Annotated in this window: 15 protein-coding genes and 1 pseudogene; 6 read left to right on the forward strand and 10 right to left on the reverse strand. The window is 60.4% G+C overall.

Annotated elements, in window-relative coordinates; translation table 11 throughout:
* Window positions 1-13: 13 nt before the first annotated feature.
* Complete coding sequence (locus JHL17_RS25305; protein WP_200197456.1) at window positions 14-1,471, reverse strand: glycosyltransferase family 9 protein; 1,458 nt, start codon at window positions 1,469-1,471, stop codon at window positions 14-16.
* Between the two features lie 204 nt (window positions 1,472-1,675).
* Between JHL17_RS25305 and JHL17_RS25310 the strand changes: the two genes are divergently transcribed.
* Window positions 1,676-3,493 carry a tetratricopeptide repeat protein gene (locus tag JHL17_RS25310; RefSeq protein ID WP_200197457.1) on the forward strand — a complete coding sequence of 606 codons (1,818 nt, stop codon included), beginning with the start codon at window positions 1,676-1,678 and terminating at the stop codon, window positions 3,491-3,493.
* Window positions 3,494-3,509: 16 nt separating this feature from the next.
* Here the strand turns inward: JHL17_RS25310 and JHL17_RS25315 are convergent, their stop codons facing one another.
* The gene (locus JHL17_RS25315) at window positions 3,510-5,216 is read right to left on the reverse strand and encodes a glycosyltransferase family protein (RefSeq protein WP_200197458.1); all 1,707 of its coding nucleotides are present in this window, start codon (window positions 5,214-5,216) and stop codon (window positions 3,510-3,512) included.
* A 42-nt stretch (window positions 5,217-5,258) separates the two neighbouring features.
* Window positions 5,259-6,440, reverse strand: coding sequence for a glycosyltransferase family 4 protein (locus JHL17_RS25320; RefSeq protein ID WP_200197459.1), 1,182 nt, complete (start codon window positions 6,438-6,440; stop codon window positions 5,259-5,261).
* A gap of 174 nt (window positions 6,441-6,614) precedes the next feature.
* Between JHL17_RS25320 and fcl the strand changes: the two genes are divergently transcribed.
* Window positions 6,615-7,595, forward strand: a complete 981-nt coding sequence (gene fcl, locus JHL17_RS25325; RefSeq protein WP_282189362.1) for a GDP-L-fucose synthase — start codon at window positions 6,615-6,617, stop codon at window positions 7,593-7,595.
* A 27-nt stretch (window positions 7,596-7,622) separates the two neighbouring features.
* Here fcl and JHL17_RS25330 read toward each other — a convergent pair whose 3' ends face one another.
* Window positions 7,623-9,584 carry an O-linked N-acetylglucosamine transferase, SPINDLY family protein gene (locus JHL17_RS25330; protein ID WP_200197460.1) on the reverse strand — a complete coding sequence of 654 codons (1,962 nt, stop codon included), beginning with the start codon at window positions 9,582-9,584 and terminating at the stop codon, window positions 7,623-7,625.
* Window positions 9,585-9,945: 361 nt separating this feature from the next.
* Between JHL17_RS25330 and JHL17_RS25335 the strand changes: the two genes are divergently transcribed.
* The 4 genes from JHL17_RS25335 to JHL17_RS25350 all read left to right on the forward strand — a co-directional run bounded on the left by JHL17_RS25335 (window position 9,946) and on the right by JHL17_RS25350 (window position 15,425).
* The gene (locus tag JHL17_RS25335) at window positions 9,946-12,102 is read left to right on the forward strand and encodes a peptidase domain-containing ABC transporter (RefSeq protein WP_200197461.1); all 2,157 of its coding nucleotides are present in this window, start codon (window positions 9,946-9,948) and stop codon (window positions 12,100-12,102) included.
* Window positions 12,103-12,113: 11 nt separating this feature from the next.
* The gene (locus tag JHL17_RS25340; protein ID WP_247893811.1) at window positions 12,114-13,535 is read left to right on the forward strand and encodes an HlyD family type I secretion periplasmic adaptor subunit; all 1,422 of its coding nucleotides are present in this window, start codon (window positions 12,114-12,116) and stop codon (window positions 13,533-13,535) included.
* Between the two features lie 2 nt (window positions 13,536-13,537).
* Complete coding sequence (locus JHL17_RS25345) at window positions 13,538-14,893, forward strand: SEL1-like repeat protein (protein WP_200197462.1); 1,356 nt, start codon at window positions 13,538-13,540, stop codon at window positions 14,891-14,893.
* A 166-nt stretch (window positions 14,894-15,059) separates the two neighbouring features.
* On the forward strand, window positions 15,060-15,425 hold the full coding sequence (locus JHL17_RS25350; protein WP_200197463.1) for a hypothetical protein: 366 nt from the start codon (window positions 15,060-15,062) through the stop codon (window positions 15,423-15,425).
* A 431-nt stretch (window positions 15,426-15,856) separates the two neighbouring features.
* Here the strand turns inward: JHL17_RS25350 and JHL17_RS25355 are convergent, their stop codons facing one another.
* From JHL17_RS25355 to JHL17_RS25380, 6 genes and pseudogenes are all read right to left on the reverse strand, one after another.
* Entirely contained in the window at window positions 15,857-16,744 is an 888-nt protein-coding gene (locus JHL17_RS25355) for a polysaccharide deacetylase family protein (RefSeq protein ID WP_200197464.1), read from the reverse strand.
* 105 nt (window positions 16,745-16,849) lie between these two features.
* Window positions 16,850-17,669: pseudogene (locus JHL17_RS25360) on the reverse strand (IS66 family transposase); the annotation flags it as partial.
* A 90-nt stretch (window positions 17,670-17,759) separates the two neighbouring features.
* Window positions 17,760-19,322: a glycosyltransferase family 2 protein gene (locus tag JHL17_RS25365; RefSeq protein ID WP_200197465.1), complete on the reverse strand. Its 1,563-nt coding sequence runs from the start codon at window positions 19,320-19,322 to the stop codon at window positions 17,760-17,762.
* A 198-nt stretch (window positions 19,323-19,520) separates the two neighbouring features.
* Window positions 19,521-20,243, reverse strand: coding sequence for a class I SAM-dependent methyltransferase (locus JHL17_RS25370; RefSeq protein ID WP_200197466.1), 723 nt, complete (start codon window positions 20,241-20,243; stop codon window positions 19,521-19,523).
* Between the two features lie 40 nt (window positions 20,244-20,283).
* Window positions 20,284-21,636 (reverse strand): nucleotide sugar dehydrogenase, encoded by a 1,353-nt coding sequence (locus JHL17_RS25375; protein WP_200197467.1) that lies wholly within the window; start codon window positions 21,634-21,636, stop codon window positions 20,284-20,286.
* Between the two features lie 26 nt (window positions 21,637-21,662).
* Entirely contained in the window at window positions 21,663-26,873 is a 5,211-nt protein-coding gene (locus JHL17_RS25380) for a glycosyltransferase family protein (RefSeq protein WP_200197468.1), read from the reverse strand.
* Window positions 26,874-26,952: the final 79 nt, after the last annotated feature.

Here is a 26,952-nt window from a genome sequence, read left to right on the forward strand (position 1 = left end):
CGCCGGCCCTGTGTCAGGTGGGCAGACGCCAGAAGCCACTGCCAGCCTTACTTTCGATCAACGGCACCAGGTCGCGCTTCATACGATAGAGCACGTCGGCCCAGCTGCCGGGGACAGTTTGTCTGAACAGCCGCATGGTGGGGTAATGGGGGGCCGGATGCTCGGGCGGGCCCCAACGGCAGTCGGCCATCAAGCGCAAGAAAACCCAGACCGGCCGGCCCATCGCGCCGGCCAGATGGGCGATTGAGGTGTCGGTGGTGATGACCAGATCGACCGTCTCCAGAACGGCGGCCGTTTCGACGAAGGCATCGGGGCCGGCGTCGAGCGCATCGCCGATGTGGGAGACGCCGGCAGGAAGAGGACCGGACCGCAAGGCGGCCAGGGCGCTTCCCGACTTGGTGATGTCCAGGATCTCGACCCCGTCGAGGCCGCCCAACTCCTCCAGGACGGAGAATGGCAGATCCCGCAACGGCGAAGAGGCGCTGAGGTTGGTGGCGATCCTCAGGCGTCCGGATGCTCCCAGTCGCGCCGCCCAGATGGCGGTCAGGCCCGGCTCGGCATGGATATAGGGAAAGGTGATCCCGGCAGTGCCATGGGCATTCACCCGATCGCCATGGCGGCTGCTGAGCAGCCAAGCGTCATGCTCCGGCATCGCCTCCCCCGAGGCGACGAGCTGGTCGATGAACGGGCAGCGTGCCAGTAGGCGGGTCAGCTTGCGGTTGCATACGACGGTCGCCGTCATGCCCAGCGCCTTCAGGGTCGCGACCTGCCGGACATACTGGAACGCATCGCCGAAAGCCATGTCGAGGGCATAGAGGATGCGGGCGCCCGGCCTGGGGATGCCGTCCCAGATCGGCCGGTTCGACAGGGTGAAGGGAGGGGTCTTCCGGGCGTAGCGGTCGGCGGACTGCGGATCTCCCAACAGCAGATGGCTGCTCCAGCCCAGCAGCAAAACATCGTTCCACACCACGCCGAGGTTGCCGCCGGCTGCCGGATCGAGCTGCGGCGCTCCATTTTCGGAGCCGGGGGACTTCAAGGCGGCGAAAAGGGCATCATACTCCGCCGCGGCGCCGCCCAGATCACCCACTTCGCCCAGCAGCCGGGCATAGACGGCGCGGGTCTGGGGAGTGTCGTCGCCAAAGCGGATCGTCAAGCGGATGGCCTGCAGGGCCTCCGGGAAGCGCTGGGCGTTGTAATGGGTGATGGCGAGGTTCTTTGCCTGCAGCAGCAGACTGCCGTGCTGCTTGCGGGCTTGGGCCAGGGTGGGCTCGATCCGCAAGGCACGATCCAGGAGGAGCAGGGCGCCGCCGATATTATGCTCTTCGGCTTCGGCGACGGCCAGATTGGCCAGAATTGCCGGATGGTCGGGAGCATGCACCATAAGGCGCCGGTACAGCCGGGCCGCTTCACCATGATGTCCGGCTTGCTGGAGCGTGACGGCTTGGGAGAACAGCTCGAGCAGCGTGGACATCAAAACCTCGAAGGCGGAGGAGCCGGCCGCGGGATGGAGCGACGCGGCTACCTAGCGTGCCGCGGGAAGGCAGGGCAAGCATCATGTGGCGAAACCTGGCTCCAGACGGCCGGAGCGCTGGTTGACCGGCCAAAAGAGGCCATGCTATGCCGGCCCAGCCCGGCCCGAAGCGGCCGATACGAATTTTCTACGACGATCGGACCCATGGGACAGGACACGGCGCGCGCCATCGAGCATTACCGGTCCGGCCACCGCGAGGAGGCGTTGGGTTTGGCCGAGGCGGTCCTGTGCGATGCGCCCTGTGATGCCGCCGCCCTCAATCTGACTGGGGTGATCCTGTTCGAGCTTGGCCGTTATGACGAGGCGCAGGACAGGCTGCTTCGGTTGGTGGGCGTCGACCCGCTGTTCGCGCAGGCCCGAATCAATCTGGCGGTGGTGCAGCAGGAAGCCGGCGCCGGCGTGCAGGCTGTCGGCCATCTTCGCGTTGCAACCGTGCTGGATCCCAGCCGGATCGACGCGCACAGCCGGTTGGGAGGGCTGTTGCATGGCCAGGGCGACCGCGAGGGAGCGATCCGCCATCTCGGCTGGGCCGCCCGGCTTGCACCCGAGGATCCAGCACATCGCGTGATGCTGGCGGTCGCGCTGCTGTCCGACGGCGCATCGGCCGACGCCGCCCGGCATCTGGAGGAGGTTCTGGCCGCTGCGCCGGCATTGGCTGACGCGCGCACCCATCTGGCGAGCGCGTGGCTGGCGCTTGGCCGTCCGGATCTGGCCGAGCAGGTGCTCCAAGCCTTGGGAGAACCCTTGCCCGACAGCGATGCCGCCACCCTCCTTGCCCGGGTCCGGCTGTATCGTCGCCTTGCCGCGGATGTCGGAAACCCCCAGGCACCGGACGGGCTGGTGATGCGCGCGCCCTTCTCGGTTCTGTCGGGCTACGGTGATTTCGCCCAACATTTCGTGCGCAGCCTGATGGAGCGTGGGACGACCTTGCGGCTGGTCGGACTGACGGGAGAGGATGGCTGGCGTCCTGCGTTTGCCGACCCGGTTCTCGATGCCGCAGCCGGTCGGCTCGGCAATCCGGTGCGGCCTCGTCTGGTGCTGAGCGTGCTCACGCCGCTTTTGGTGGAACCGGTTCCCGGCCTGCCCACCGTCAACTACACCATGTTCGAGGGGCCGCGCATTCCCGCCGGCTGGGCCGAGCGCAGCCGGGCTCATGATTTCGTCGTGGTGCCGACCGAGTCCTCGAAGCTCGCCTGGATCGCCGCCGGCCATCCGGAAAACCGCATCGGCGTTTGCCCGCCGGGGATTGCTCCCAACCCGCTGGACCGGGCGGCCGAACCCCTGACGGTCCTGGGGCCGCGCGGCCGCAGGGTGATGGATTACCGGGTGCGCGTCCTCAACATTTCCGACTTCGTCGCCCGAAAGAATTTGGACGGACTGTTCCGGGTGTGGTTGCGCGCCACCCGTGCCGACGACGACGCCATCCTGATCGTGAAGGTGGGCAAGGGCGGGGCGACGATGGCCCGGCAGGTCGGTCGTCTGCTGGAGCGCAGCGCCACCGACGTCGGCCGCCGTTTGGAGGAGGCAGCGCCCATCGCCCTGTTCACCGACCGCTACGACGAGCGGCAAATGGCCGGCTTTTATGCCACGGCGACCCATTATCTCAGCCTGTCGCATGGCGAGGGCTGGGACTTGCCGATCACGCGGGCGGGCTGCCTGGGCGCCGGCTTGATCGCCCCTGCCCACAGCGCCTACACCACCTATCTCGACGCGCGCGTCGCCCACCTGATCCCCTCCATCACTGGTCCGGCGCTGATGCCCTACAGCGAGGCCTATTATCCGCCCTTCCATGGCCTCGACTGGTGGCATCCGGACGAGGCGGCGGCGGCCGACATCCTCGCCCGCGTCATCGGCAATCCCGATGGCGAGCGCCGCGATGCCGCCCGCCACCTGACGGACGCCTTCACCTGGGAAGCCGCATCCCGTCGTCTGCTCGGCCTGCTGGATGGTGTGGGGCGCTGAGGCTCCTCGTTTTGCTTTACGCCTCCGCAACGAGGCGTTGGCGCATTACCGCTTCCAGCGCATCGAACACGCTATCCCAGCTGGTTTCACCCAGCGGCTGACGGAACAGGGTCAGGCTGTCGTAGAGCGGGCTGTCGTCCCGCTCCACCATCCAGCGCCAGTCAGGCACCGCTTTCAGCGCCACCCACGTCTCGACACCGAGCGCACCGGCCAGATGGGTGATCACGCTGTCGGCAGTGATGACCAGGTCGAGCTGGCCGATCACCTGGGCGGTGGCCAGGAAGGAATCCTCGGCATCGCCGAAGAACCCGTCGAGCGGACGCTCGACCGTCAGTATCGAGGCGGCTGGCGGCGGCTCCGGCTGCAGGCTGACGAAGCGAATGCCCGGATGCACGCGCAGCCTGGCGAAAGCGTCGAGCGGCAGGTCCTTGGCAGGATCGGTGGTCGTCCATTTGATGCCGACCAGCAGCTCTCCGGGGCGGCGCTCCAGCACCGGCCCCACCTCGGGGCCGCGGGCCAAGTCAAGATAACCTTCCGCCTTGAAGGTTCGGACCGGATCGCGCTCGATCATATAGAACAGATCGAAAGACCAGACGCGCCAGTCGACGTTGCCGATTCGGCAAGGCGGCGCCTGGACCGTGGTCACTCCCGGCACCAGCCGGCACAGCGACACCAGACGGCGGTCGCAGGCGACGTGGACCTCCATGCCATGGGCTTGGAAATAATCGGCATAGCGGATGCACTGGATGACGTCACCGAAGCCGGATTCCGCGTAGATCAGGATGCTGGTGCCGGGCTTGAGCGCTCCATCCCACAAGGGAGCCGGGTGCAGGGTGTTCCACCAGGTCAACGGCCCGTAGTTGCGCTTGTGGGGCAGCAGGTCGGCGAACTGGTCCCATAGGCCAAGCCTGAAGCAGAGATGCTTCAGCATCAGGTAGGCGTAAGCCCGCCGGCTGGGGTCGGTGTTGGCCAGGGCGCCGCGCAGGTAGGGGCGATACGCCTGGGGGTAGCAGCCGGCCATTTCGCTGGCATAGCCGAGGTTGGAGTAGGCTTCGGGAAGTCCCGGCTCCAGAATGACGGACAAGCGTCCCAGGGCGACGGCCTGGATGGGATCGCCCTCCTTCATCCTCTCGACCGCCCGTCGGGCAACCAGCATGCCCAGCTCCCGGTAGAACCCGGCGGCGTGACGGAAGGGAAGCGCCAGGCGTGACAGCACCGTCGCCACGTCGGCTGCCGTGTTGATCATGTCGGCAAGCGTGGATAATGCCCGGGCGGCCAGGATGCCGAAGCGGATCTCCAGTTCCCGATCCGTTTGGTGAAGATCGGCGGCCTGCAACGTGGGTCCCAGCAGGTTGGCGGCACGGGTGAGCGCGGTCAGGCTGCCGGGGATGTCGTTGAAGCGCATCCGCAAGATGCCAAGCCCGCTCAGTGCTTCACGGTTGGCGGGGGCCACCGCCAGTGCGGTCTGGTAGGCCACCCGGGCCAGGAGAAGCCGCTCGCCGCCATGGTGCTCCCAGGCGCGTTCCAGGGCATGGTGAGGGGAGGCGAGAGCCACCCTTCCTGCCGCACTCAGCTCGGCCAGATGGCGGAAATCGGCGGAGTCCGGATGGAGGCTGCACAGCTCATGCAACCGGGCGGTATCCCCGCGCAGCGCAGCCCGTAGGGCCTCGTCCAGCGTCGCCAAGGGAACAGACCGGAGATTCGCGGACACGGGCATCGTCATGGCGTCAGATCCTTGGAGTCCAGGGGGGACCATCAAGGACGGTCACTGCGTGGCGTCGACGAACGCCTCGGCGAAGGCGCGCCAACTCCGCTCGGTGCGGATGAAGGCCTTGGCGCGGTCGGCCCGTGCCTTGGCGGCGGCACGGTCGGCGTAGATGTGCTCCAGCGCCTCCACCAGCTCGTCGACCGAGGATTCGCCCCAGCCGAAGCGGCTGCCGTCGCGGTCGGCGACCGGAACCTGCCGGTCCAGCGTCAGGCACAGATCGTCGCCCTGGGCCGGGCTCTTCAGCAGGTCGCGGTGGCCAGTGTTGTTGGACAGCACCACCGGGACGCCGCAGGCCATCGCCTCCATGGCGACGAGGTTGGTCGCCCCCTCGCAGCGGTTGGGGAAGACGGCGGCATCGCAGTCAGCCAGAATTCCGGCGATCTGGTGGCGGCCGAGGAAGCCCAGATCGACGAAGCCCTCCTCGTCGGCGCCGTTCTCCATGGCCCAGGTCTTCACGTCGACCATCTTGTTGGGCAGGATGCGCGGCGGCTTCGATGCCAGCGGCGATTCCGCCATGGTCATGGCGACATCGGCCCAGCCATTCTGCCAGGCGGTGACCAGCAGCGCCTCAGGGTGGCGCTGACGGAAGGCAAGGAAGGCGGCCAGCACGATGTCCTGGCCCTTGCGGAACTCCAGCTTGCCGCCGGAGAAGACGACGAAGCGGTCGCCGAAGCGGCCGCTCGGCTCCGCCTCCACCATCTCGGTCGGGTCGATGCCCTGGAAGGCGAGGCCGACATTGTCGAAGCCCCAGATTTCCAGAAGCTGTTTGTTGTAGGTCGAATGCACGACGATGCGGTCGTATTGGCGGGCGCGGGCCATCACCTGTGGCGTGAAGCGGGTGTCCTCATAGGCGATGACGCCGATGTTGCGCCGGCCGCGGAAGCGGGTGGAGGCAGTTCCGATGGAAAAGCCGTTGCCCAGCGCGTGCAGGAGGTCGAACTCCTTCAGCAGCAGCATGTGGCCCTTGGCGTTGTCGGCCATTGCCGTGATTTGCTGGTAGGTGGCCTCCAGAGATTGCAGCTTGGCGCGGTTTTCCGGACGCAGGGTGCCGATCAACGGCTTTTCGAGCAGCAGCGGCGGCTTGCCCATGTCTGCGAGGTAGAGGGCGGTGTGGACACCCACCAGTCCCCAGCCGTGGACCTCCGTGAGCTGCCAGGTGAACGCCAAGTTCGGAATCATGATGGAACCCTGTTCTGGCCACCCGCGTCGGCGGCCCATGTCGGCTGCTGCCGGGCGCCGGCCCGAAGAGCGGGCGGACGATCCCGCGCCGGGCCGGCGCTTGTCAAGTCGAGTGGAGCGGACTGGATTCCCCGCCGGCCCGATGCTACGACACCAGCGGCTTTTCATAGCGGCATGGGGCGCAGGGTGCGGACGGAATCGCTTTTCTCCCTGGAGGGCAAACGGGTCTGGGTGGCCGGGCATCGCGGCATGGCGGGTGCTGCCATCGTCCGACGCCTGGAGCGCGAGCCGTGCGCGCTGATCACCGTCGGCCGCGAGCGCGTCGATCTGCGCCGCCAATCGCAGGTCGAGGACTGGATGGCCGAAGCGAAGCCGGACCTGGTCTTCGTCGCCGCCGCCACCGTCGGCGGCATCCTCGCCAACTCCACCCGGCCGGCCGAGTTCCTCTACGACAATCTGGCGATCGAGACCAACATCATCCACGGCGCCTACCGGGCGGGGGTGAAGAAGCTGGTCTTCCTGGGATCGTCCTGCATCTATCCCCGGCTGGCCGAGCAGCCGATGCGCGAGGACTCCCTGCTGACCGGCCCGCTGGAGCCGACCAACGAGTGGTACGCCATCGCCAAGATCGCCGGCATCAAGCTGTGCCAGGCCTACCGGCGCCAGTATGGCTGCGACTTCATCTCGGCGATGCCGACCAACCTCTATGGCCTGAACGACAATTTCGACCTGCAGGGGGGCCATGTCGCCGCCGCCCTGCTGGCCAAGATCCACCGCGCCAAGGTGGAGGGGCAGCCCTTCGTCGAGCTGTGGGGCACCGGATCGCCCAAGCGCGAGTTCCTGTTCGCCGACGATCTGGCCGACGGCCTCGTCTTCCTGGCCCGGCAGTATTCGGGCGAGCCGCATGTCAATGTCGGCACCGGGAGCGAGGTGTCGATCCGCGAACTGGCCGATCTGATCCGCGACGTCGTCGGCTATGAGGGCGGGTTCCGCTACGACAGCTCCAAGCCGGACGGCAGCCCGCGCAAGCTGATGGAGGTCAGCCGGATGACGGAGATGGGCTGGACCGCCGCGACGCCGCTGCGCGAAGGCTTCGCCGCCACCTACCGCTGGTTCCTGGAAAACATCGGCAACGGGGCGCTGCGCGGGCTATAGGCGGCGCGCCGTTCCTCCCTCCAGTCCTCAGGCGGCGGCACTGCGGGCCACCCAGTCCCGCCACATGGCGCGGTAGGCCGCCTCGACCCCGCGGGCGAAGCCCTCGTAGTCGGTCAGCGGGGCGGCGTCCAGCCGGTCGCGCATGGTCCGGCGCAGGGTCGCGAGGCGCTCCGGGTCGCCGGCTAGGCCAGCCGCAATGGCGATGTAGCCCGCCTCGTCGGAGGCCACCAGCTCGCTCAACCCGCAATGGGTCAGCAGGCTGGCGCCGACGCGGGCGACATGGTTGGCGCCGGTCACCGACACCACCGGCACGCCCATCCACAGGGCTTCGCAGGTGGTGGTGGTGCCGTTGTAGGGGAAGGGGTCGAGGGCGACGTCGATGCGGTCATAGGCGCGCAGGTGACCGTCGGCGGCGTCGATGCGGGCCAGCAGCTCGATGCGGCCGGCGTCGATCCCGCATTGGACGAAGGTGTTCAGGTAGCGTCGGCGCGTCTCCTCGTCGCCCATCTGGGCGCTCTTGACGATCAGGCGGGAGTCCGGCACCCGCTTCAGGATCTCCGACCACACCCGCACCACCTCTCCCGTCACCTTGGAGGTGTTGTTGAAGGAGCCGAAGGTGACATGGCCGTTGGCGCGGAACGGCGGCTCGGCCGGCGGGGCGACGTCGACCGGCGGGCGGTAGCTGTGGAAGCCGTGCGGCAGCCGGACGATGCGCTCGCTGCTCAGCCGGTCGGCCTCGCCCGGCGGCTCGGCGACGGCGTCGCTGAAGCGCCAGTCGATGGCGCGCATGCCGGTGGTGTCGGGATAGCCCAGCCACGTCGCCTGGACCGGCGCCGGCTTGCGGGCGAACAGGGCCAGCCGGTTGTTGGCGGTGTGGCCGGTCAGGTCGACCAGGATGTCGATGCCGTCCCGCTCGATCATCGCCGCGGCCTGCGCGTCGTCCACCCCGACCAGCGACCGCCAGCCGTCGGCCAGCCCCTTCAGCCGTTCGGTGACCATGTCCGATCTTGCGATCGCGTGATAGCAGAACACCTCGAACTGCTTGCGGTCATGCTCGCGGATCAGCGGCTCGGCGAAGAAGGCGACGGAATGGGCGCAGAAGTCGGGCGAGACATAGCCGACGCGCAGGCGGCGTTCGGGATCGCGCGGGTTGGCGTGGCGCTTGCCGGCGGGCAGCAGCGGGTCGGCATGGCGCTGCCCCCACACCGCATGGGCCTTGAAGATGGTCTCGGGCGGGACGGCCGGGGTGTAGTGCAGGGCCAGCAGGAGATTGGAATGCATCAGGGCGTGGGCGGGATGGGCCTCCAGCCCCTTCTGGAAGACGTTGATCGCCTCCTCGATGCGGCCCATCTCCTTCAGCGTCTCGCCCAGATTGTTCCAGGCCTCGGCCATCTTCGGATCCGCCTTCAGCGCGGCGACGAAGCATTCCACCGCGCGGGAGAGCTCGACCGCTCCCTTGTGCAGGTCGCCCAGGTTGCACAGCGCCTGCGCCATGTCGGGCTTCAGGCGCAGCGCCTCGCCATAGGCGGCCTTGGCCGCCTCGCGGTCGCCGCGGTTGCGCAGGATGTTGGCGAGGTTGAAATGGGCCTCGGCATAGTCGGGCTTCAGCCGGATGGCGGTGCGCAGCGCCTCCTCCGCGTCCGCGGCATGCCCCATGTCGAGCAGCAGGCAGCCGTGGTTGCTGTGGACGAAGGGGTCGGCGGCGTTGCGGGCGAGCGCGCGGCGGTAGCAGTCCAGCGCCTCCTGCCAGTCGCCGCGGGCGCGCAGGATGATGGCGAGGTTGTTGTTGGCGTTGGTGTGGCCGGGATCGCCGGCCAGCACGGCGCGGTAGCCGGCCTCCGCCTCCGCCGTGCGTCCTTCGCGGTGCAGGGTCAGCGCCCGGCCGAAGCCGGCGTCCGCCTCGGCCGGGGCGGGTGCCCCGCTCCGTGGGACGGAGGCCGGAATGGCCAGGCGTCTGGCCTTGGCCTGCTTGCGTGAAGGCTTTTTCATCGGGCTGACCGCTTGGCGTTAAGTCCTTGCCGGCAGAAGAGCCGACCTGCCGGTCGATAGCAACGACCGTGCGGTGCCGCAAGCGGCATCTCGTCCTGCGGGCGGATGTGCCGCAACGGACACATGGGGGGAGACATATGATGGATGGCGGATGCCTCCTGGGACAGATGGCTTGCCGCTGTTGGGCTTCTTCTGTTATTCCAGCGGAATCGTGTGGCTATGTCTCGTCCGCAAGTGGTGGACGCCACGCGCTTCGTCGCGCCCCCGGCCCCAGGAGCGCATGGTCGATCGAGGCCGGGTGACCGAACGGTATGAAGACCTTGCTTTCGCGACGCACTCCTTATTCCTTACGGCGGTTCCCATGACCCTTGCTGCGGAAGTCCCCTGCGCCCACACCGGGCTGCATTCCCTGGCCGTCGTCGCGCGTCAGCGCGGCCTCGACGTCTCGGCCGAGCGGCTTCAGCACAGCAACGTCATCGGCAACGAGGAGCTGGACACCGCGCGCCTTCTGCGCGTTGCCAAGTCGATCGGCCTGAAGGCCGAGGCGACGACGCTGGACTGGGACGACCTGGGCAAGCTCCACGACGCCTTCCCCGCCATCCTGCGCCTGCGCAACGGCAATTCGATGGTGGTGGTCGGCTTCGGCAAGCAGGGCGACACCGACGTCGCCATCCTGCAGGACCCGCTGGCCGGGCAGGAACTGATCCTGCCGGTCGACCGCATCCGCCTGAGCCAGGCCTGGGCCGGCGAGGTGGTGCTGCTGAAGCGCGACTACGGCCTGGCCGACGCCGAGCAGCCCTTCGGCCTGAAATGGTTCGTGGTGGAGATCCTGCGCCACAAGCGCATCTTCCGCGACATCGGCATCGCCGCGATCCTGATGAGCCTGTTCGCGCTCGCCGTGCCGATCTTCTTCCAGCTGGTGGTCGACCGCGTGCTGGTCCACCGCAGCCTGGGCACGCTCGGCGTGCTGATGATCGGCATGGTCGGCGTCATCCTGTTCGAGACGGCCTTCTCCTACCTGCGCCAGTACCTGATGCTCTACGCGACGAAGAAGATCGACGCGAAGATGAACGTCCAGGTCTTCAACAAGCTCGTCGGCCTGCCGATGCATTATTTCGAGAAGGTGTCGTCGGGCGAGATCGTCAAGAACGTCCAGCAGGCCGAGCGGATCCGCACCTTCCTCACCGGCCAGCTCTTCATGACGCTGCTGGACACGGTCTCGCTGGTCGTCTTCCTGCCGATCATGTTCATGTACAGCGTGCCGCTGACCGTCCTGGTCCTGGCCTTCTCCATCCTGATGGCGATCAACATCGGCATCATGATCCCGCTGATCAAAGGCCGGATGAAGGATCTCTACCAGGCCGAGGTGCGCCAGCAGTCCTTCCTGATCGAAAACATCCACGGCATGCGCACGGTGAAGTCGCTGGCGCTCGACGCCCGCCAGAAGCAGGAGTGGGACCACCGCGTCGCCCGCGCCGCCGAACAGCGCTTCGACGTCGGCCGCATCATGATCATCGGCCAGACGGTGGCCATGCCGCTGAACCAGCTGATGATGGCCTGCCTGCTGGGTCTCGGCACCTATCTGGCGCTGAACGGCGACATGATGATGGGCGCGCTCATCGCCTTCTACATCCTGGCCGGCCGCGTCACCCAGCCGCTGCTGCAGATGGCCCAGCTGGTCCAGCAGTTCCAGGAGGTGTCGATCTCGGTCCAGATGCTGGGCACGATCATGAACCACGCGCCGGAAGAGGGCCGCACCGGCCGCGGCCTGCGCACGCCGCTGCGCGGCACGGTCGAGTTCCAGGAGGTGCGCTTCCGCTACGCCCCCTCGGCGCCGCCGGCGCTCGACGGCGTGTCCTTCGCCGCCACCGAAGGCACCATCCTCGGCGTGATGGGCCGCTCCGGCTCGGGCAAGACCACCGTGACCCGTCTCCTGCAGGGGCTGCACCGGGCGCAGGAAGGCCTGATCCGCATCGACGGCCATGACCTGCGCGAATACGACCTCGACCATCTGCGCGCCTCGATCGGCGTCGTGCTGCAGGACAATTTCCTGTTCACCGGCACCATCCGCGACAACGTCGCCGCCGCCAAGCCGGGGGCGACGACCGACGAGATCCTGAAGGTGATCCAGCTGGCCGGCGCCGACGAGTTCGTGGAGCGGCTGCCCAAGGGCCTCGACACCATGCTGGAGGAAGGCTCGTCCAACCTGTCCGGCGGTCAGCGCCAGCGCCTGGCCATCGCCCGCGCCCTGCTGACCAACCCGAAGATCCTGATCATGGACGAGGCGACCTCGGCGCTCGACGCCGAGAGCGAGGCGATCGTCCAGGCCAACCTGATGAACATCGCCCGCGGCCGCACCATGATCATGATCTCGCACCGCCTGTCGTCGCTGGTGCCGTCCGACACCATCCTGGTGATGGACCGCGGCAAGGTGGTCGACAGCGGCCGCCATGACGAGCTGCTGGGGCGCTGCGACATCTACCAGCATCTCTGGCACCAGCAGAACCGGCACATCTAGGAGCGCGTCCCTTGACCGCACAGAAGCTTGCGAAAATTGAGACGACGCGCGTCCCCGCGAACGATGCCGTAGCGCGCAACCCGGCCTCCCCGCTCGACAAGCGCGCCAAGGCGCGCGGCAAGGCGGCGGTCGGCGCCTTCCAGAAGGACACGGAGGCGATCCAGAACGCCCCCGATCCGTTCCTGGCGCGCATCACGCTGCATCTGCTGGCCCTGTTCGTCATTGGGGCGATCACCTGGGCGTCGCTGTCCTACCTGGACAAGATCGTCGCCTCCCAGGGCAAGATCATCTCGACCGAGCCCAACGTGATGATCCAGCCGCTGGAGATGGCGGCGATCAAGCAGGTCCTCGTCCGCGCCGGCGACGTCGTCCACCAGGGCCAGGCACTGGCGACGCTGGACCCGACCTTCACCCAGGCCGACGTCCTGCAGCTGGAATCCCGGCTTGCCAGCGCCGACGCGCAGATCGCCCGGCTGGAGGCCGAGCATGACGGCAAGCCCTTCGTGGCGGGCAGCGACCGCTATGGCTACGGCACGCTGCAGCAGGCGCTGTGGCGCGAGCGCCAGGCGCAGTACCAGTCGCAGATGCAGAATTACGAGGAGAAGCTCGCCCGCCTGCAGTCCAACGTCTCCAAATACGAGATGGACCGCGTCCATCTGAACGAGCGGCTGAAGGTGGTGCGCGAGATCGAGACCATGCGCTCCTCGCTGCTGGCGACGCAGGTCGGCAGCAAGCTGAACCTGCTGCAGGCCATCAGCGACCGCATCGACATCGAACGCAACCTGGTCCTGAACCAGAACGAGCTGCAGGGCAACCGCCACGACCTGCAGGCCCAGCTGGCCGAGCGCGACGTCTTCATCCAGCAGTGGAACGGCAAGATCATCGAGGAGCTGACCACCCAGCGCAACGACCGCGAGGCCGTGCGCGAGCAGCTGACCAAGGCGCGCAAGCGCCAGTCGCTGGTCCAGCTCGACGCGCCGGTCGACGCCATCGTGCTGGAGGTCTCGCCCAAGGCCACCCCCGGTTCGATCGCCAAGGAGGCCGAGCCGCTCTTCACCCTGGTGCCGGTCGGCGCCCCCCTGGAGGTCGAGGCCAACATCGACGCCCGCGACCTCGCCTTCGTCCAGATCGGCGACAAGGTGCGGGTCAAGCTCGAGGCCTATCCCTACATGCAGCACGGCTCGCTCGAGGGCGAGGTGGCGACGATCAGCGAGGACTCCTTCTCCAACAGCAAGGACAACGCGAACGGGATTCTGTTCTACCGGGCGCGGGTCAAGCTGCTGACCACCAGCCTGGACAATGTGCCGTCCAACTTCCGCCTGATCCCCGGCATGCCGCTGACCGCCGACATCAAGGTCGGCGAACGCCGGATCATCACCTATTTCCTGCGCCCCATCCTGCGCGGGTTCGACGAAAGCCTGCGGGAGCCCTGATCTTGTTCGGCAAGATGCTGAAGCGAAGCAAATCCACCACCGGTTCCCGCAAGCCCGATTTCCGGCGCGGCCTCGCCGCCTTCGAGGCGGAGGACTATGCCGCCGCCGTCGCCGACTGGATGCCGCTGGCCGAACGCGGCGACGCCGAGGCGCAGTACCGCATCGGCCAGCTCTATGCCCGCGGCCAGGGGGTGGTCCGCGATTTCGGCGACGCCGCCCACTGGTTCCGCAAGGCGGCGGAGCAGGGCCACAGGGACGCGCAGTTCTCGCTCGCCCTGTGCTACGCCAACGGCGAGGGGGCGGCGCAGGACAACGCGCTGCCGGTGCGCTGGTACAAGACCGTCTCCAAGGCGAGCCCGCCGACGGCCGACGCGAATCTCGCCCTGCTCTATCCCAACGGGCTGGGCATCGCGCCGGACATCGCCCAGGCGGTGCATTGGTACCGGCTGGCCGCCGAGGCCGGCCACCCCGAGGCGCAGCACCACATGGGGCTGCTGCATGCCTTCGGGCAGGGGGTGGCGCAGGACCATGCCGTCGCCGCCGACTGGTACCGCCGCTCCGCCGAGGCCGGCTATGCGGTGGCCCAGCATGCGCTCGCCTCGCTCTACGCCAACGGCCAGGGGGTGGAGCGCGACATCGGCCAGGCGATCGCCTGGTACGGCCGCGCCGCCGAACAGGGCTTCGCCAACGCCCAGCTGGCGCTCGCCGTCATCCACGAGCACGGCACCGGGGTGGAGCCCGACCCGGCCCGGGCGGCGGAGTTCTACCGCCAGGCGGCGGAACAGGGCCATCCGGTGGCGCAGGTCAATCTGGGCCTGCTCTATGCCCGCGGCCACGGCGTGCCCAAGGATTACCGCGAAACCCTGAAATGGTGCCGGCTGTCGGCCGAGAAGGGCAACGTCAACGCGCAGTTCAACCTGGGCCTGATCTATTCCAACGGGCTGGCCGGCGCCCCCGATTATGCCGAGGCGGCGGTCTGGTACCGCAAGGCGGCGATGCAGGGCAATGTCGGCGCCCAGGTCAATCTGGGGCTGATGCTGGTCCATGGCTGGGGCGGCCGCCCCGACCTGGTCGAGGGGGTGGACTGGCTGCGCAAGGCCGCGGCGCAGGGCCACACCGGCGCCATGACCAACCTGGGCGCGCTCTACGCCAGCCCGGACAGCAAGGCCCACAACCCGCTCCAGGCCTATGTCTGGTATATCATGGCCGCCGCCGGCACCCAGCCCGGACCCGAGCGCGAGGGGCTGGAAGCCAAGGCGCATGAACTGGGCAACCAGCTGACCAGCGAGGACCGCCACAAGGCCCAGGTCATCATGGAAGACTGGAAGAAGAACCCCAAGCTGGTGGCGAATGCCTAGCCGGCCGGCGTGATCGTCCGGCCCCGATCGGGGGCGTGCCGGCCCTGCCCCCGTGGGGGTGGAGCGGCTATCCGCCTGATCGGGCAGGGTTTTTCCCGGCATTGTTGACCGATATCCTATCGCATGCATTTATTCCTTGCGGATCAATCCGCATGGAGCCGCAGCGATGATGACCCCCTATACCCATGTCCAGCCAATCGCCGAGCTTCCCGGTTCGCTGGGGTTCACCGTCTGGGGCGTCGGAACCCGGGACGAGATGGCGACGGTGCTGGCGCCCGGCTATTTCGGCGCCAACGCGCGCCTGATGAATGACGGCGACATCGTCATCGTGAACCGCCGCGCGCCCCGGAATGCGTCGGCAGGCGGTGCCGAAAAGCTGGTGCTGGCCGTGCACAAGGGCCGGGAAGGAACGATCACCCTGCGGCAGGTCCTGCATATGCCGGCTTTGCCGCAGGAGGCGGCGGCATCCGCCGCTTCGGGGGAAAAGCCGAAAGGCTCGGGCAATGCCGGCCGGGGGGCAGCCCGCTCTTGATGTGATTTTCCACTTGCTCGTGCTGACAATGCACACCTACGTACAACAAACGCTCAGTGCAGTGGGGCAGGTTGGTAATGATGAAGCAGGTGGTGCCCCTCTGCGGCTTTCCCTTTCATTCAAGCCACGATGTGGTGAACTGGGCTCCAACTCCTGATGCGTCGTTGGACTTCTAAAGTGAGGCACCGTCGGTTTTAGGTATGGTTTGGAAGCGCGGAGTGATGCTGACTTAAACGTGGTGACATGACGGCACAGCACGTAGTTTATTCCTACCTAACACCGCACGAGTCCAAGATTCCAGCGCAGGCATAATGGTGTTCGATGTAGAGCAAGTGGTGCAGGATGCACAGAGATGTGCCTCCTGCCTTTTAGGGAGCGATTTTTTGGCTCCTCACATTCAACAGGGCTCTCGTGCATATTATTAGGTGGCCTTAATCGACTAGAATGATTTTGGGCTTCTCGAACACTTTCGGTGGCGTCATCCATGTGATACCAGAAATTGATGCAAGGACTGAGAATAGTTCATCTATCATCAGCCAGGAATCTTTATCCATCGCCCGGTGATGGGAGAGCAGCCCAATTGGTTCTGGGTCTGGTAAAGGATGAATACGCTGTCGTCGAACCAAATCGGTAATTTTCTCGATAATATTTTCCAAAGGGATCATACTGGGATTAGCATGAGCATGCCAACGCAAGATGTCTATGTGAGTGTTTGCTATTCTGATATCGCCAATAGCAAAAGGACTCTTTCTTATATTATGAGTTGATAAGCCGGTAAAGCCACGGTCTTTTAATATATTTAGATGCTTATCTCCGAATGTGTTCCAAGGGGGTACGAAAACCGGAAGGCGCCGCTCACCAAGAAGGTAAGTGAGCTTCATTTGTCCAGAAATTATTTCATCTAAAACGACTGATGTCTCTCGGGTGGATCCAAACTCGCTCTTCAACTCTCCATCCAATTCGTGATTAATGTGCTTCCAACCGTGCTGGCAGAAATAAATCAATTCTTCATCGCAATGATGAATGTCCAAAGAATCAGATGTTAATCCTGGAATAATGGATATTAGAACTGGAACACCATAATTCCCTGATATATCAACTAAATTGTTAAATTTCACTGAATTATTAATGAGATCATCATCTCTCCACCAAAGATTAACTTTGGTATTATGCTCTAAAGATAGAATAACTTCTTCGCGCAATTTTTCAATAGATGTTAACATCTTATGTCTTCTACTATGCGCTGTGGACATTTCCAACATGTAGCATACATTGAGTTCTACACGTCTATTAAAAAATTGGATGCTGTCACGGACCAACGACGCATTCCATATATAAGGAATGAACAATGGTTTTGAGTGTCCATGATTGTCAGAGAAGCCTGTATGTCCGCGCTGTGGTTATGTGTGTTTTGTGGAGACCTAGACCTTCGGCTGGTGCTCGCCCAAGACTGCGGCGGTGACCGTTTGGCTCCGGCTGGGAAGGATGGTGTACAGCACAGCCTCGTCGGACTGGAACACCCACTGCCACTGGATCACACTGTTGACCCGTGTCGTGGTCTCGTCCGAAGCGATGACGGGGACGGTCAGGAACTTGGCCTTGATTGCCGTGCAGGCGGTGTCGAACGCCGGGCCCATGCGGCGGAAGGCATTGGCGATGGTGCCTTCGGAGATGGTCAGCCCGAACACCTCCTTCAGCAGACGCATCAGCCGTTCGAAGCCGACATGATGGCTGTGATGCGTAAGCCAGCAGCGAGCGGATCCACGAACCGAAGGGCGTTCTCGGCGGCACGATGGCGGGTGGCTCGGCCCGATAGCGCCGGCCGCACTGCCGGCAGCGGCCGCCGAACAACTCCACCCGCGTCACCACCGGGCGCACCTCGGGCAGGTCGATGTGATCGTAGCGGTGCCGGCAGCGCTGCGCCTGCGCCGACAAGGCCGTTTGGCAATGCGGGCAGTTGTCGGCCAGGCAGCATTCGGTGCGATCGGGATCGGACGCGAGCGGCCGCACGACACCGGGACGCGATGGCCGTGGCTTGCGCCCCCGCTTTGCCTTACGGGCCTTGCCCCCGGGGCCATCCTGCGAAGGCGGGATGTGGGAGTTCGCCGAGGTCTTCTTCGGCTTGCCGATCAAGGCTTCCAGTTCGGCGATCCGTGCCGCCATGCGCTCGATCAGCGCCGCCTGCTCGACCAGCAGGGCGTCCTTCTCGGCGTCAATCAGACGATAGCATGGCGGAACTGTCATGGACATATTGACTCACGTTCGCACCCGAAAACGCAGCACTTGTTTGCTGAACACCCCCAATGCGCAGAATGCCAGGCGGGCGGCGCCCAATCAGCCGGTTCGGTGAGCAGTTGCCCAGTCACCATGCGGCATCTCATCGGCCCTATAGATTAACTGAATGTTTTCGAAATAAAACCATCCATATGAGGTGTCTTCTTCAGAGGAAGATAGAAAAACGTCCAGGAAAATGTCCGATTTTCTATCGATGATGTTGATCGGTATTTTATAAATTCTTCCTTTTTCAGGGTAAGAACATGGCGGAGATTTCCAGTTAAGAGAGGTGTTGTTGCTACCCTCTCCATTTACAGTGACACTAAATCTAGCAGAACTTGCTTTTGAGTGATCTAAATATACTCTCACTAACATGTAGATTGCGCCTGATAGATCCAACGATGAAATTTTCGCGCGACCTCCTAGTGTTTCTGTTTTGGCCGTATGAATAAATAGCCCTTTTCCCTCTCTAAAAGCCACACGGGTAGCAACTTCCCCTCCACAGGGAACTGCTTTAGATAGATCAAAAATTTCTGCTATTGTGTCACCTGACTCCAATATTCGAATAGTAAATTTATCAGTTTCAGGAGATACTGGTCTCTTTCCTTCTATTACCCTACCGCCTTTTGTTCTAATAAAAAAGTTAAGAATGCCTATAGCTCCGAAATGAATCGATACCGTGTCGTTTTGGGTAATTAATATATTTTTCATGTCATGAGAAGAGTTTTTCGAAAACTCGTTGTCGTCCGACAAACACACCGAAACATCTTCATCTAGGTAGTTTTCAAATACAACTTCTCTCAAATTTGTTTTTAAGTCAGTAGAATGTTCAGTAACTATCGGAGATTCAAAAAAATAATTGCTTCCATATTCTGGAATGTGAAGAACATACTCGCTATATGAATTATGCTGCCACGGATCTATAATTTTATACTTATTCTCTATATACTCTGGCGTTAAGTAATCCCAAGTAAGATGATAGGCCTTCATATTTTTAATTTTACCAACTTTTTTTTGCATCCGATATTTTGCGTAATAAAATAGCTCTTGATCATGAAGTAGTGTCTGCCACTTATTTCTATAAGAGAAGAATGAATAAAAATTTTCCCTTGTAAAAGTCATAAAAACCCATCCCATACGAGATTCCATATATGATCCGCAATCAACATCTGGGATCGGGAATACTTTCTGCATTGACAAACTTGCGGGCTTATTCACAAGATGAACGCCCATTCCGCATGAAAACACCTCGGCATTATGAGAAAGAACAGAAATAATTTCGTCGAGCCACCCCTTATCAGGTACAAGATCGCCATCTGTGATTATGAAATAATCATAATTCCCTAAGTTTATGTGGGAACTCCTCATAATTTCGTCGATTGCAAGCTGCATTGCATTGAAATATATATTTCTTCTGAAAAGAAAATGACCAATAATAAAATTATCCGCATACCGATCCACGATTTCACGCATTTTGTTTGAGTTTTTACTTCCATTTTCAACAACTACTAAATCAATTTTATCTTTTTCAGGAATTATAGATGAGATAAATCTCTCAAACACCTCAACGTTTAAGTAAGCGAGAGCAAAGCAAAGAATTTTCTTGGAGGATGAAAGTCCCATTTTAACCTGCCTCAGATGAAGAAAATTTACTAATAGCATTGCCACATGCGTTATCATTGTCAATAATATCATTATCCGTTAGTATTTTTTTGGATTTATGTTGCCGTCAGGAACGGCCATATTAACCACTTGAACATATCGGCATTGCACACCCAATATCCACTTTGATGTACGAAAATAGTTATATGTTTTTCAAATTTATGATTCTGTATTCCAAATCTCTATGCGTGATTTTTGATTTATCTCAGACACTTCAATATGACGTGAATTAAATATAATAGCTTCATTTATTTTTTGCGAATAATCTTTTGATTTGGAGATGACGTGTATGGTTTCTGTTACCTCCGTGATTGGGTCCATAACATTAAATAATGTAGCATAAAAACCGTGTTCCTTTATACTAAAACGCTTTTCAAAATCTTGACCATAAAGATGAAAGTACTGGTGAATTCCAGTAGCAGATGAAAAATCTATGCAATGTGGTCTAGATAATGGCTGTGATAAAACAAGATGCAGTATACCTTTCGGGCTGAGAATTCTCATAAGTTCCGAAAATGATTCATGATCGTTTGGAACGAACTCCAAAACATGGCTTAAAGACACAAAATCGTATGATGCGTCTGGGCGATTGATATTTTGGATGTCGAGACTATTCTCTCCACCGTAAACCGATACTTCGAAATTCTGGAACCATGCTTTGTTTAGGGCCATGTCGGGGCTGAATTGAAGAGCGCGGCGCCAGGATAGAGCGCCAATGGGAATACTCTGAAACAGCGCTCTATTTGCCCGGTGTCGCTCCAGTGATCCGCAGCGCGTGCAATGAGGAGGCTTACCAGTATCTGACATGCGTCCAACCGGTCCCGGCCCGAAAATTGTACCGCCACAAATGTTGCATGAGAGGTCGATGATATCTTGAGGCATGTGCTAAGGTCCTTCGCGTCCTAGTTTGCAACGACAGAGATCAAGCCTTGACGATGCGGTCGGCGAAGCCCTCGACAGTGCGCATCGCATTGCGGGTGTCGACCACCAGCGGGCAATGGGCGGCGAGGCCCTGATAGTCGAGGCCGTCATGGTCGGTGACGATCACCGCAGCGTCGAAGCCGGCGAGCCGCTCCGGTTCCCAGGCGACGGAGCTCCGGCCGGCGAGCGCCGCATGCTCGCGGGTGAATGGCAGCATGGGAATGAAGGGATCGTGGTACTCGACCGCCGCCCCGCGCTCCAGCAGCATCTCCATCAGCCGCAGTCCCGGCGATTCCCGGCTGTCGTCGACGTTCTTCTTGTAGGCCATGCCGACCAGCAGGATGCGCGACCGGCTGAGCCCGATGCCGGACCGGCGGTCGAGCGCCAGGGCGAGGCGGTCGACGACATGGCGCGGCATCATCGTGTTGACCTCTCCCGCCAGCTCGATGAAGCGGGTGGAGATCTGGTGCTCGCGCGCCTTCCAGGTCAGGTAGAAGGGGTCGATCGGGATGCAGTGGCCGCCCAGCCCGGGACCGGGATAGAAGGGCATGAAGCCGAAGGGCTTGGTCTTGGCCGCCTCGATCACCTCCCAGATGTCGATGCCCATCGGCTCGAAGACGATCTTCAGCTCGTTCACCAGGGCGATGTTGACCGAGCGGAAGATGTTCTCGGTCAGCTTGGTCGCCTCCGCCGTCCGCGTGCCGGACACCGGCACCACCTGCGGCACCACCTGCTCGTAGAGCGCCACCGCCAGCCGCCGCGCGCCCTCGTCGTCGCCGCCGACCACCTTGGGGATGGTGCTGGTGGTGAAGGTGATGTTGCCGGGGTCCTCGCGTTCGGGCGAATAGGCGAGGAAGAAGTCGCGGCCGCTCACCAGCCCGGTCTCCTCCAGGATCGGCCGCATCACCTCGTCGGTGGTGCCGGGCCAGGTGGTCGATTCCAGCACCACCAGCTGGCCTGGGCGCAGCCGGTCGCGGATCAGGCGGGTGGAGGCCTCGACGAAGCTCAGGTCCGGCTCGCGCTGCGGCGACAGCGGGGTGGGAACGCAGACGATCACGGCGTCGCAGGCGGCGAACGCGTCGGCGTCGGTCGTCGCCCGGAACCGCCCGGTCGCCGTCGCCTGGGCGACGCGGTCGTCGGCGATCTGCCGGATGTAGGAGCGCCCGCCGTTCAGCGCCGTCGCCTTCGCCGGGTCGATGTCGAAACCGGTGACCGCGAAGCCGGCCCCGGTCAGCGCCAGGGCCAGCGGCAGACCGACATAGCCGAGCCCGATCACCGCCACCTGCGCGTTGCGGCCGCGATAGGCAGCCTCCAGCGCAGGAATATCGAGCCCACTGGTATCCGCTATATTCATTATGACGTTCCGTATAAAATTCTTCGTTAAAGGAGGGGTCGGATTACTTGTAGTATATCATAAACGCGGTGATCAAAAGTGTGGTTCGTGAGGATATTTTCCTGAAGTTTTCTTCCAACATCAGCACGTTTACTATCATTATCTAGGAGGTATCTTACCTTTTCTGTTAAATCTTTTGCTCCATCATAGGTGATTACGCAATCTCCAAACAATTTATGAAGACCGTTGATATCATCACTAATAATGGCAGATCCACAAGCGCCAGCGTCGAATATACGATTCGAGATAAACCCATCTCTCTTCATGTCCGGCCAATGATCGCTTAAAACTATCTTTGAATTAGAGTAATATGATTTAAGATTGTTGTTCGGTATATAATTACCATGCCAGAGATTTTGCGGAATAATCCCATCCCACCGCCCGCCATAGACACCAATATTTATTTCCATTTCAATTGCGTGATCGACTATCGGGCGGCGAACTCCACGTGAGTTGCCGACAAACAGAATTTCGGGACACTCCGTAGGCTTCTCACCAACTGTATGGAAGACGGCGGGGTCAGTACATTGAAGGAGGACTGAAACACGGTCACCCAACCGTCGTCTTAGCAGTTCAGTATAAGGCTCTGAGGCAACGAAAACATGATCATAGCGATCAAATTCGCTAAGAGGTACATCATCAGGGTGACTGATCAGCCACATTACGTTGATCTTTGAGGGGGCTGGTTTGTATTCCGACAAGCCACGCAGGACGATGACCATGTCATCGCTGACTGACAAGGTAGTATACCATTCCGGCAAGATGTCGATGCGAGCATGGTGGCCAGCTCTGCGCAGTGCTCGTTGGAGTGCTTGGGCAAAATGCCAGTCACCCCATCCGTGCTTTTCTTCATGGTTAGGGACGCCGACTTTGATGGCGACATGAAGTGTCGCACCGGCATGCTCCTCCAGTACCGCTTTGAAAGCTTGTGCGCGGTGTTTGTAGGTGTGTTTGTCCAAAACTTCGTTATGGAGTTGAAGCGCCAATCTTTCCCGTTCTTGCGGATTATTCAAGTAATAGTGAAGAAGAGTCGTCAACTCTTCCCGCGTAGAGAAAGTTGGTAGGCGATCGTCAAACATCTCTTCGGCGCCCTTGCGGCAGTTTGTCAATACCAGAGTACCGCTGCCCAGTGCATCGAAGATCCGTGAATTTAGCGAATTCCATTCCCTGGTGACGGGATGAGAATCGTCTATTACCATCTTTGCTGACGGATAAACGTCTGGCAGTTCCGAGTAAGGAAGTGCTTGCCGCCAATATTTACGCAGGCGTCCGTGATCTTTCCATCCGTGGCCGTAGATGGCGATCTGACCCGGAAGTTCGTCCATGTCGAGAATATCCATGGCCTCGCGGGATGCGCCCCAGAAGCTTCCGGTGAACACGATGTCCGTTGCATGACGCTCAACTGGCGGCTTGGCGCGAAAGCGTTCCTCATTTGTAGCGATAGGCAGGAGATAGGCTGTGCGTCCTGTTGCATCGGCGACCGTCTGGATTGCCAGCTTGGATGAGCAGAAAACCAGATGATAAGCTTCGAAATCAGGGGCAGCCAGCCATTCGTCGACGCGATTCCGGATCCAAGCGACGGTAACAAGGCCGGGGTTGGCCTCCTGGACCTTCGATAGTACGTAGTCGTGACGCATTACCACCAGAACGTCAGTATCCGGTATCCGTTCCATATCGCGCTTAACGAACAAGGTTTCCCAACCGAATAGGCTGCGCATTGCTTCGGCCATTTCCATGGCAGTGTAGAAATCACCCGCTGGCGTTACCAGAGAAGCATCAGTTACTGCGAAGGTGACGCGCAACGGCTTCTGTCGCCATGTCGACGAACCAGCAATGAGAGACGCCCGTGTCTTCCACACCACTCGGCGCTTGATCCACCTGCTGAATATGACAGCGTTGTCGCTTTGACTTTTGGGATTGGCGAGGATGGGATTGGGCTTGTCCGAGAGCAACCTTGCCGTTCGGGTGAAACTACGATTGTGGATCGCAGCGGTTGACGTATCGCAGATAATACGCTTGCTGAACCGTTCGGCGTAGCGCAGGCAGAAATCCACATCTTCCAGCCCGTAGAAATAACTCTCGTCGAATCCCCCTATTTTCAGGAATTCATCTCGTCGGCATAGCAAGGCTGCCCCCGTGACAGCAGGCACTTCGAATGCCGCACCGATGTCGGCATAGCTGTCGGCGATCTCTGCTGGGAAATAGGTGAAATCACCGTTGGAGAGAGCCTTCGGACAGAATTCTATCCCGCGGTGATGTGTGGTGTAGCCCCATCCACCGGCTTGAGGCACCGGCTCCACCAACCGCATTCCGACGATCCCGACAGTCGGATCGGAATCTAGCCATTCGGTCAGGATCGGAAGACAATCGTTAGTGAAAACGATGTCATTATTTACGAAGAACAGGTAACGACCTGCCGCTTTTTTGGCTGCGAGGTTGTTGGAGGAGGAGAAAGAATAATTGGCATTCCGGGAAATAACAGACAAATTTAGAGTGGACTTAAAATCATCGAGGACTTGAAGGCTTTCATCGTCAGAGCCATGATCAACAACGATAATTTCTATTGAGCGTCCGTGCAGATACGTTTGGACAGATTGCAGGAACGGCTCCAACAATTGTCTGCCGTTCCAATTGAGCACAACAAGGCTGACTAAGATGCCGTTGTCTGCGGCCATGAGGCGTCGTTCCGGGCGCCGGGCTAAGTTGGTCAGCGATGGCGGGAGGAAACCAGGATACTTTCCTGGCGCCTCATAGGTGGAGAAGAAATCTATGAGGGGGAAAAAGACGTTGAACGAAGTTTCCTTCTCCTTGGATTTCTTCAGAGGCAAGCTGGTTGGCACGAAGAACGCTTCGATCTTGTGCCAAGCGCTGTTCATTAGCCGCGAAGGAAATCTGTAGGTAAATCCATGATGGCCACTTGGAGTCACATGCTGCAGTCGCTTCTCGAACTGGTTAGCAACGACGGTCGCCTCCCATACGCCGTCCACATGGATCGCCACATGCACCGGGCGATAGGGGTCCATTCGGTCGGCGGCCCATCCACTGATCACTAGTGGTCCGACCTTCTCGATGAAACCGGCATAGCGATCCGCCGCATCGCGCACCACCGTGCGGTCCAATTTCACTGGAAATTGGCGATCTGCCCTGATGGGAAGCTGCTCCCCCTGCACGACCAACGAAAGGGTGTGGGGACGGTTGTCGAACAGCCTTTCGGGAACGGAAAGCTGGAAGCCGTGTGTTCCAGAGATCCCTAGATCGGCATTCACATCCATGCGGTTGGAGAGCGTCTTCGTCTGAGCGACCAGAATGCCAGAATCCAGAAGTTCGACGTCGACCGGAGCGTCTGGAGCGGCCATATCGACGGCCCAGCCGGAGACGATGCCACCCTTCGTCTGTTCAACGTTTCCAAGGATGCGCGCCTGGAACGGCGCTTCTGTGCCGCCGCCTTGCCAGGGCAGGAAGTTGTCTGGTTCGTCGACATATTCCACCTTCACCAAATGGGGCCGGTTGTTGACAAAATGGCGTGAAATCGAATAGGAGAACTCTGTTGATTTCCCTGCACTTGCGTGTACGGAAGCTGTTCCGGCGACTGTGCCATCGACTAAGATTCTCAGATTGATGGTGAGGTCGGCGACAGCAACTAGCCAGCCCTGCACCAACTGGCCACGGATCGTCCAGGCCCCTGCCTCAATAGCCGTGAGGAAACACTCTTGGGGTGGCAATATTGTCAGGGAAGACTTGTGCCCACTGGTACGGACGGAGATAACGTGGACGGAACCGTCGATGAATGTCTTTGGAATGTCGAAGTGGAAGAGAGCGATGTCGCTGTCATCTGGATCGGAACTGAGTGTTTCAATTGCAGTAGTTGTCACAATTACTTGGTCTATGACCAAATCGACCATAGTAGGAGCGTCATCGCTACCTTTACGGATCCTGCCCTGTACGGTATTGCCTCGAACTTCTCCGCTGCCGATCCCGCTGAACTGAGTGGCTGCCATGTCGATCCGCTTCAAATGCGCAGTTAGGGTTTGTTCCTTGAGTCGGCGGATCTGTTCGCTCCTTTCCACCTCTTCGTTGCAGGTGGTGGCACTGACCCGTCGGTGGTACAGCAGCCAGGGAATATGAACGATGCGCTCAGTCCGTTCCGAGACATGCAGCAGCACCTCAATGTGCCAAATCGACTCAGCGGCACCATTGCAGGATATGATTTCCTTTGCCAAATCCCGGCGTAGCACGAGGAAATGGCTGGAGAACATGCCGCGGCGGAAGCGCCCAATTGACCAAGCAGGTTTTTTCGATGGCGCCGTTCTGTGGTATGCCAAATCCACAAGGTCATGGTCGGTATAGAATGCTTGACCTTGCGGATTGGCAATAATTGCCTTTGAAACTTCTAGAGTCGCGTCGAGCGCTAACTCATCGCAAGAGTCGAGAAAGCCAACGTATTCTGACGATGTAAGGCCGAAAGCTGCCTGATGGGCATCCTTGAGGGTGGCGCCTGGAGCAAGCCTTGTCACCTTGAAACGACGGTCATTTTCCGACAGCCCATCAATGAGAGATTGCAGCTTTGGCGGGGCAGCAAGGAGACCGATGCACAACTCCCAATTATTAGAGGACTGGCGACGAACCGACTCGATCGCATGAAGGGCCAGAGCAAGATCAGAAATAGTCAAAACATTCAAGGAAAGAATAATAGATAACGTTGTCTGCTTAGGTTCGATTCCAGATTTTTGTAAGGGATCCTGACGGTTTTTCCGCAACAGAGTACGGACCCAGGGTGTATTTTCGGATACATTATCACGCGAACTGGGCTTATTTTCCAAATTAGATAGCAAAGAATCGACATAGCTTAAGTTAGTTTTTGCTTCTGCTGCTCCAGATGTAGTGATTTCCATTTGGAAGCATGTTCGAGCGCTATAAAGGAAATTGAGCATGGACAGGCAAACGCCGAGCTCGAACCAAGCACCCTTCCGTTCCGGGTCGATATTGATCACTTCGCGAAAGGCGTTAGCCGCGTCACTCCATCGCTTCATATTTTTATAGCAATTAGCAATGCGCCAATGAAGATTCGGATCCCATCTCAAATAGAGAACATGATTCTTATACAGCTCCAGAGCAGATTCTATAAAACCTTCTTTTAATAAAACATCCCCTTCCTCAACTGAGGTTCGTGATTTCTCAAAAGAGATAACTTCATTCATAGAATTATCTTCCTATTTGCGTGAATATTTTAGTTAATTTATTTCCGCTATATCAATTATTTAACACCTTATATTAAGA

This window comes from Azospirillum endophyticum (assembly GCF_016595245.1).
GTDB classification, from domain to species: Bacteria; Pseudomonadota; Alphaproteobacteria; order Azospirillales; family Azospirillaceae; genus Azospirillum; species Azospirillum endophyticum.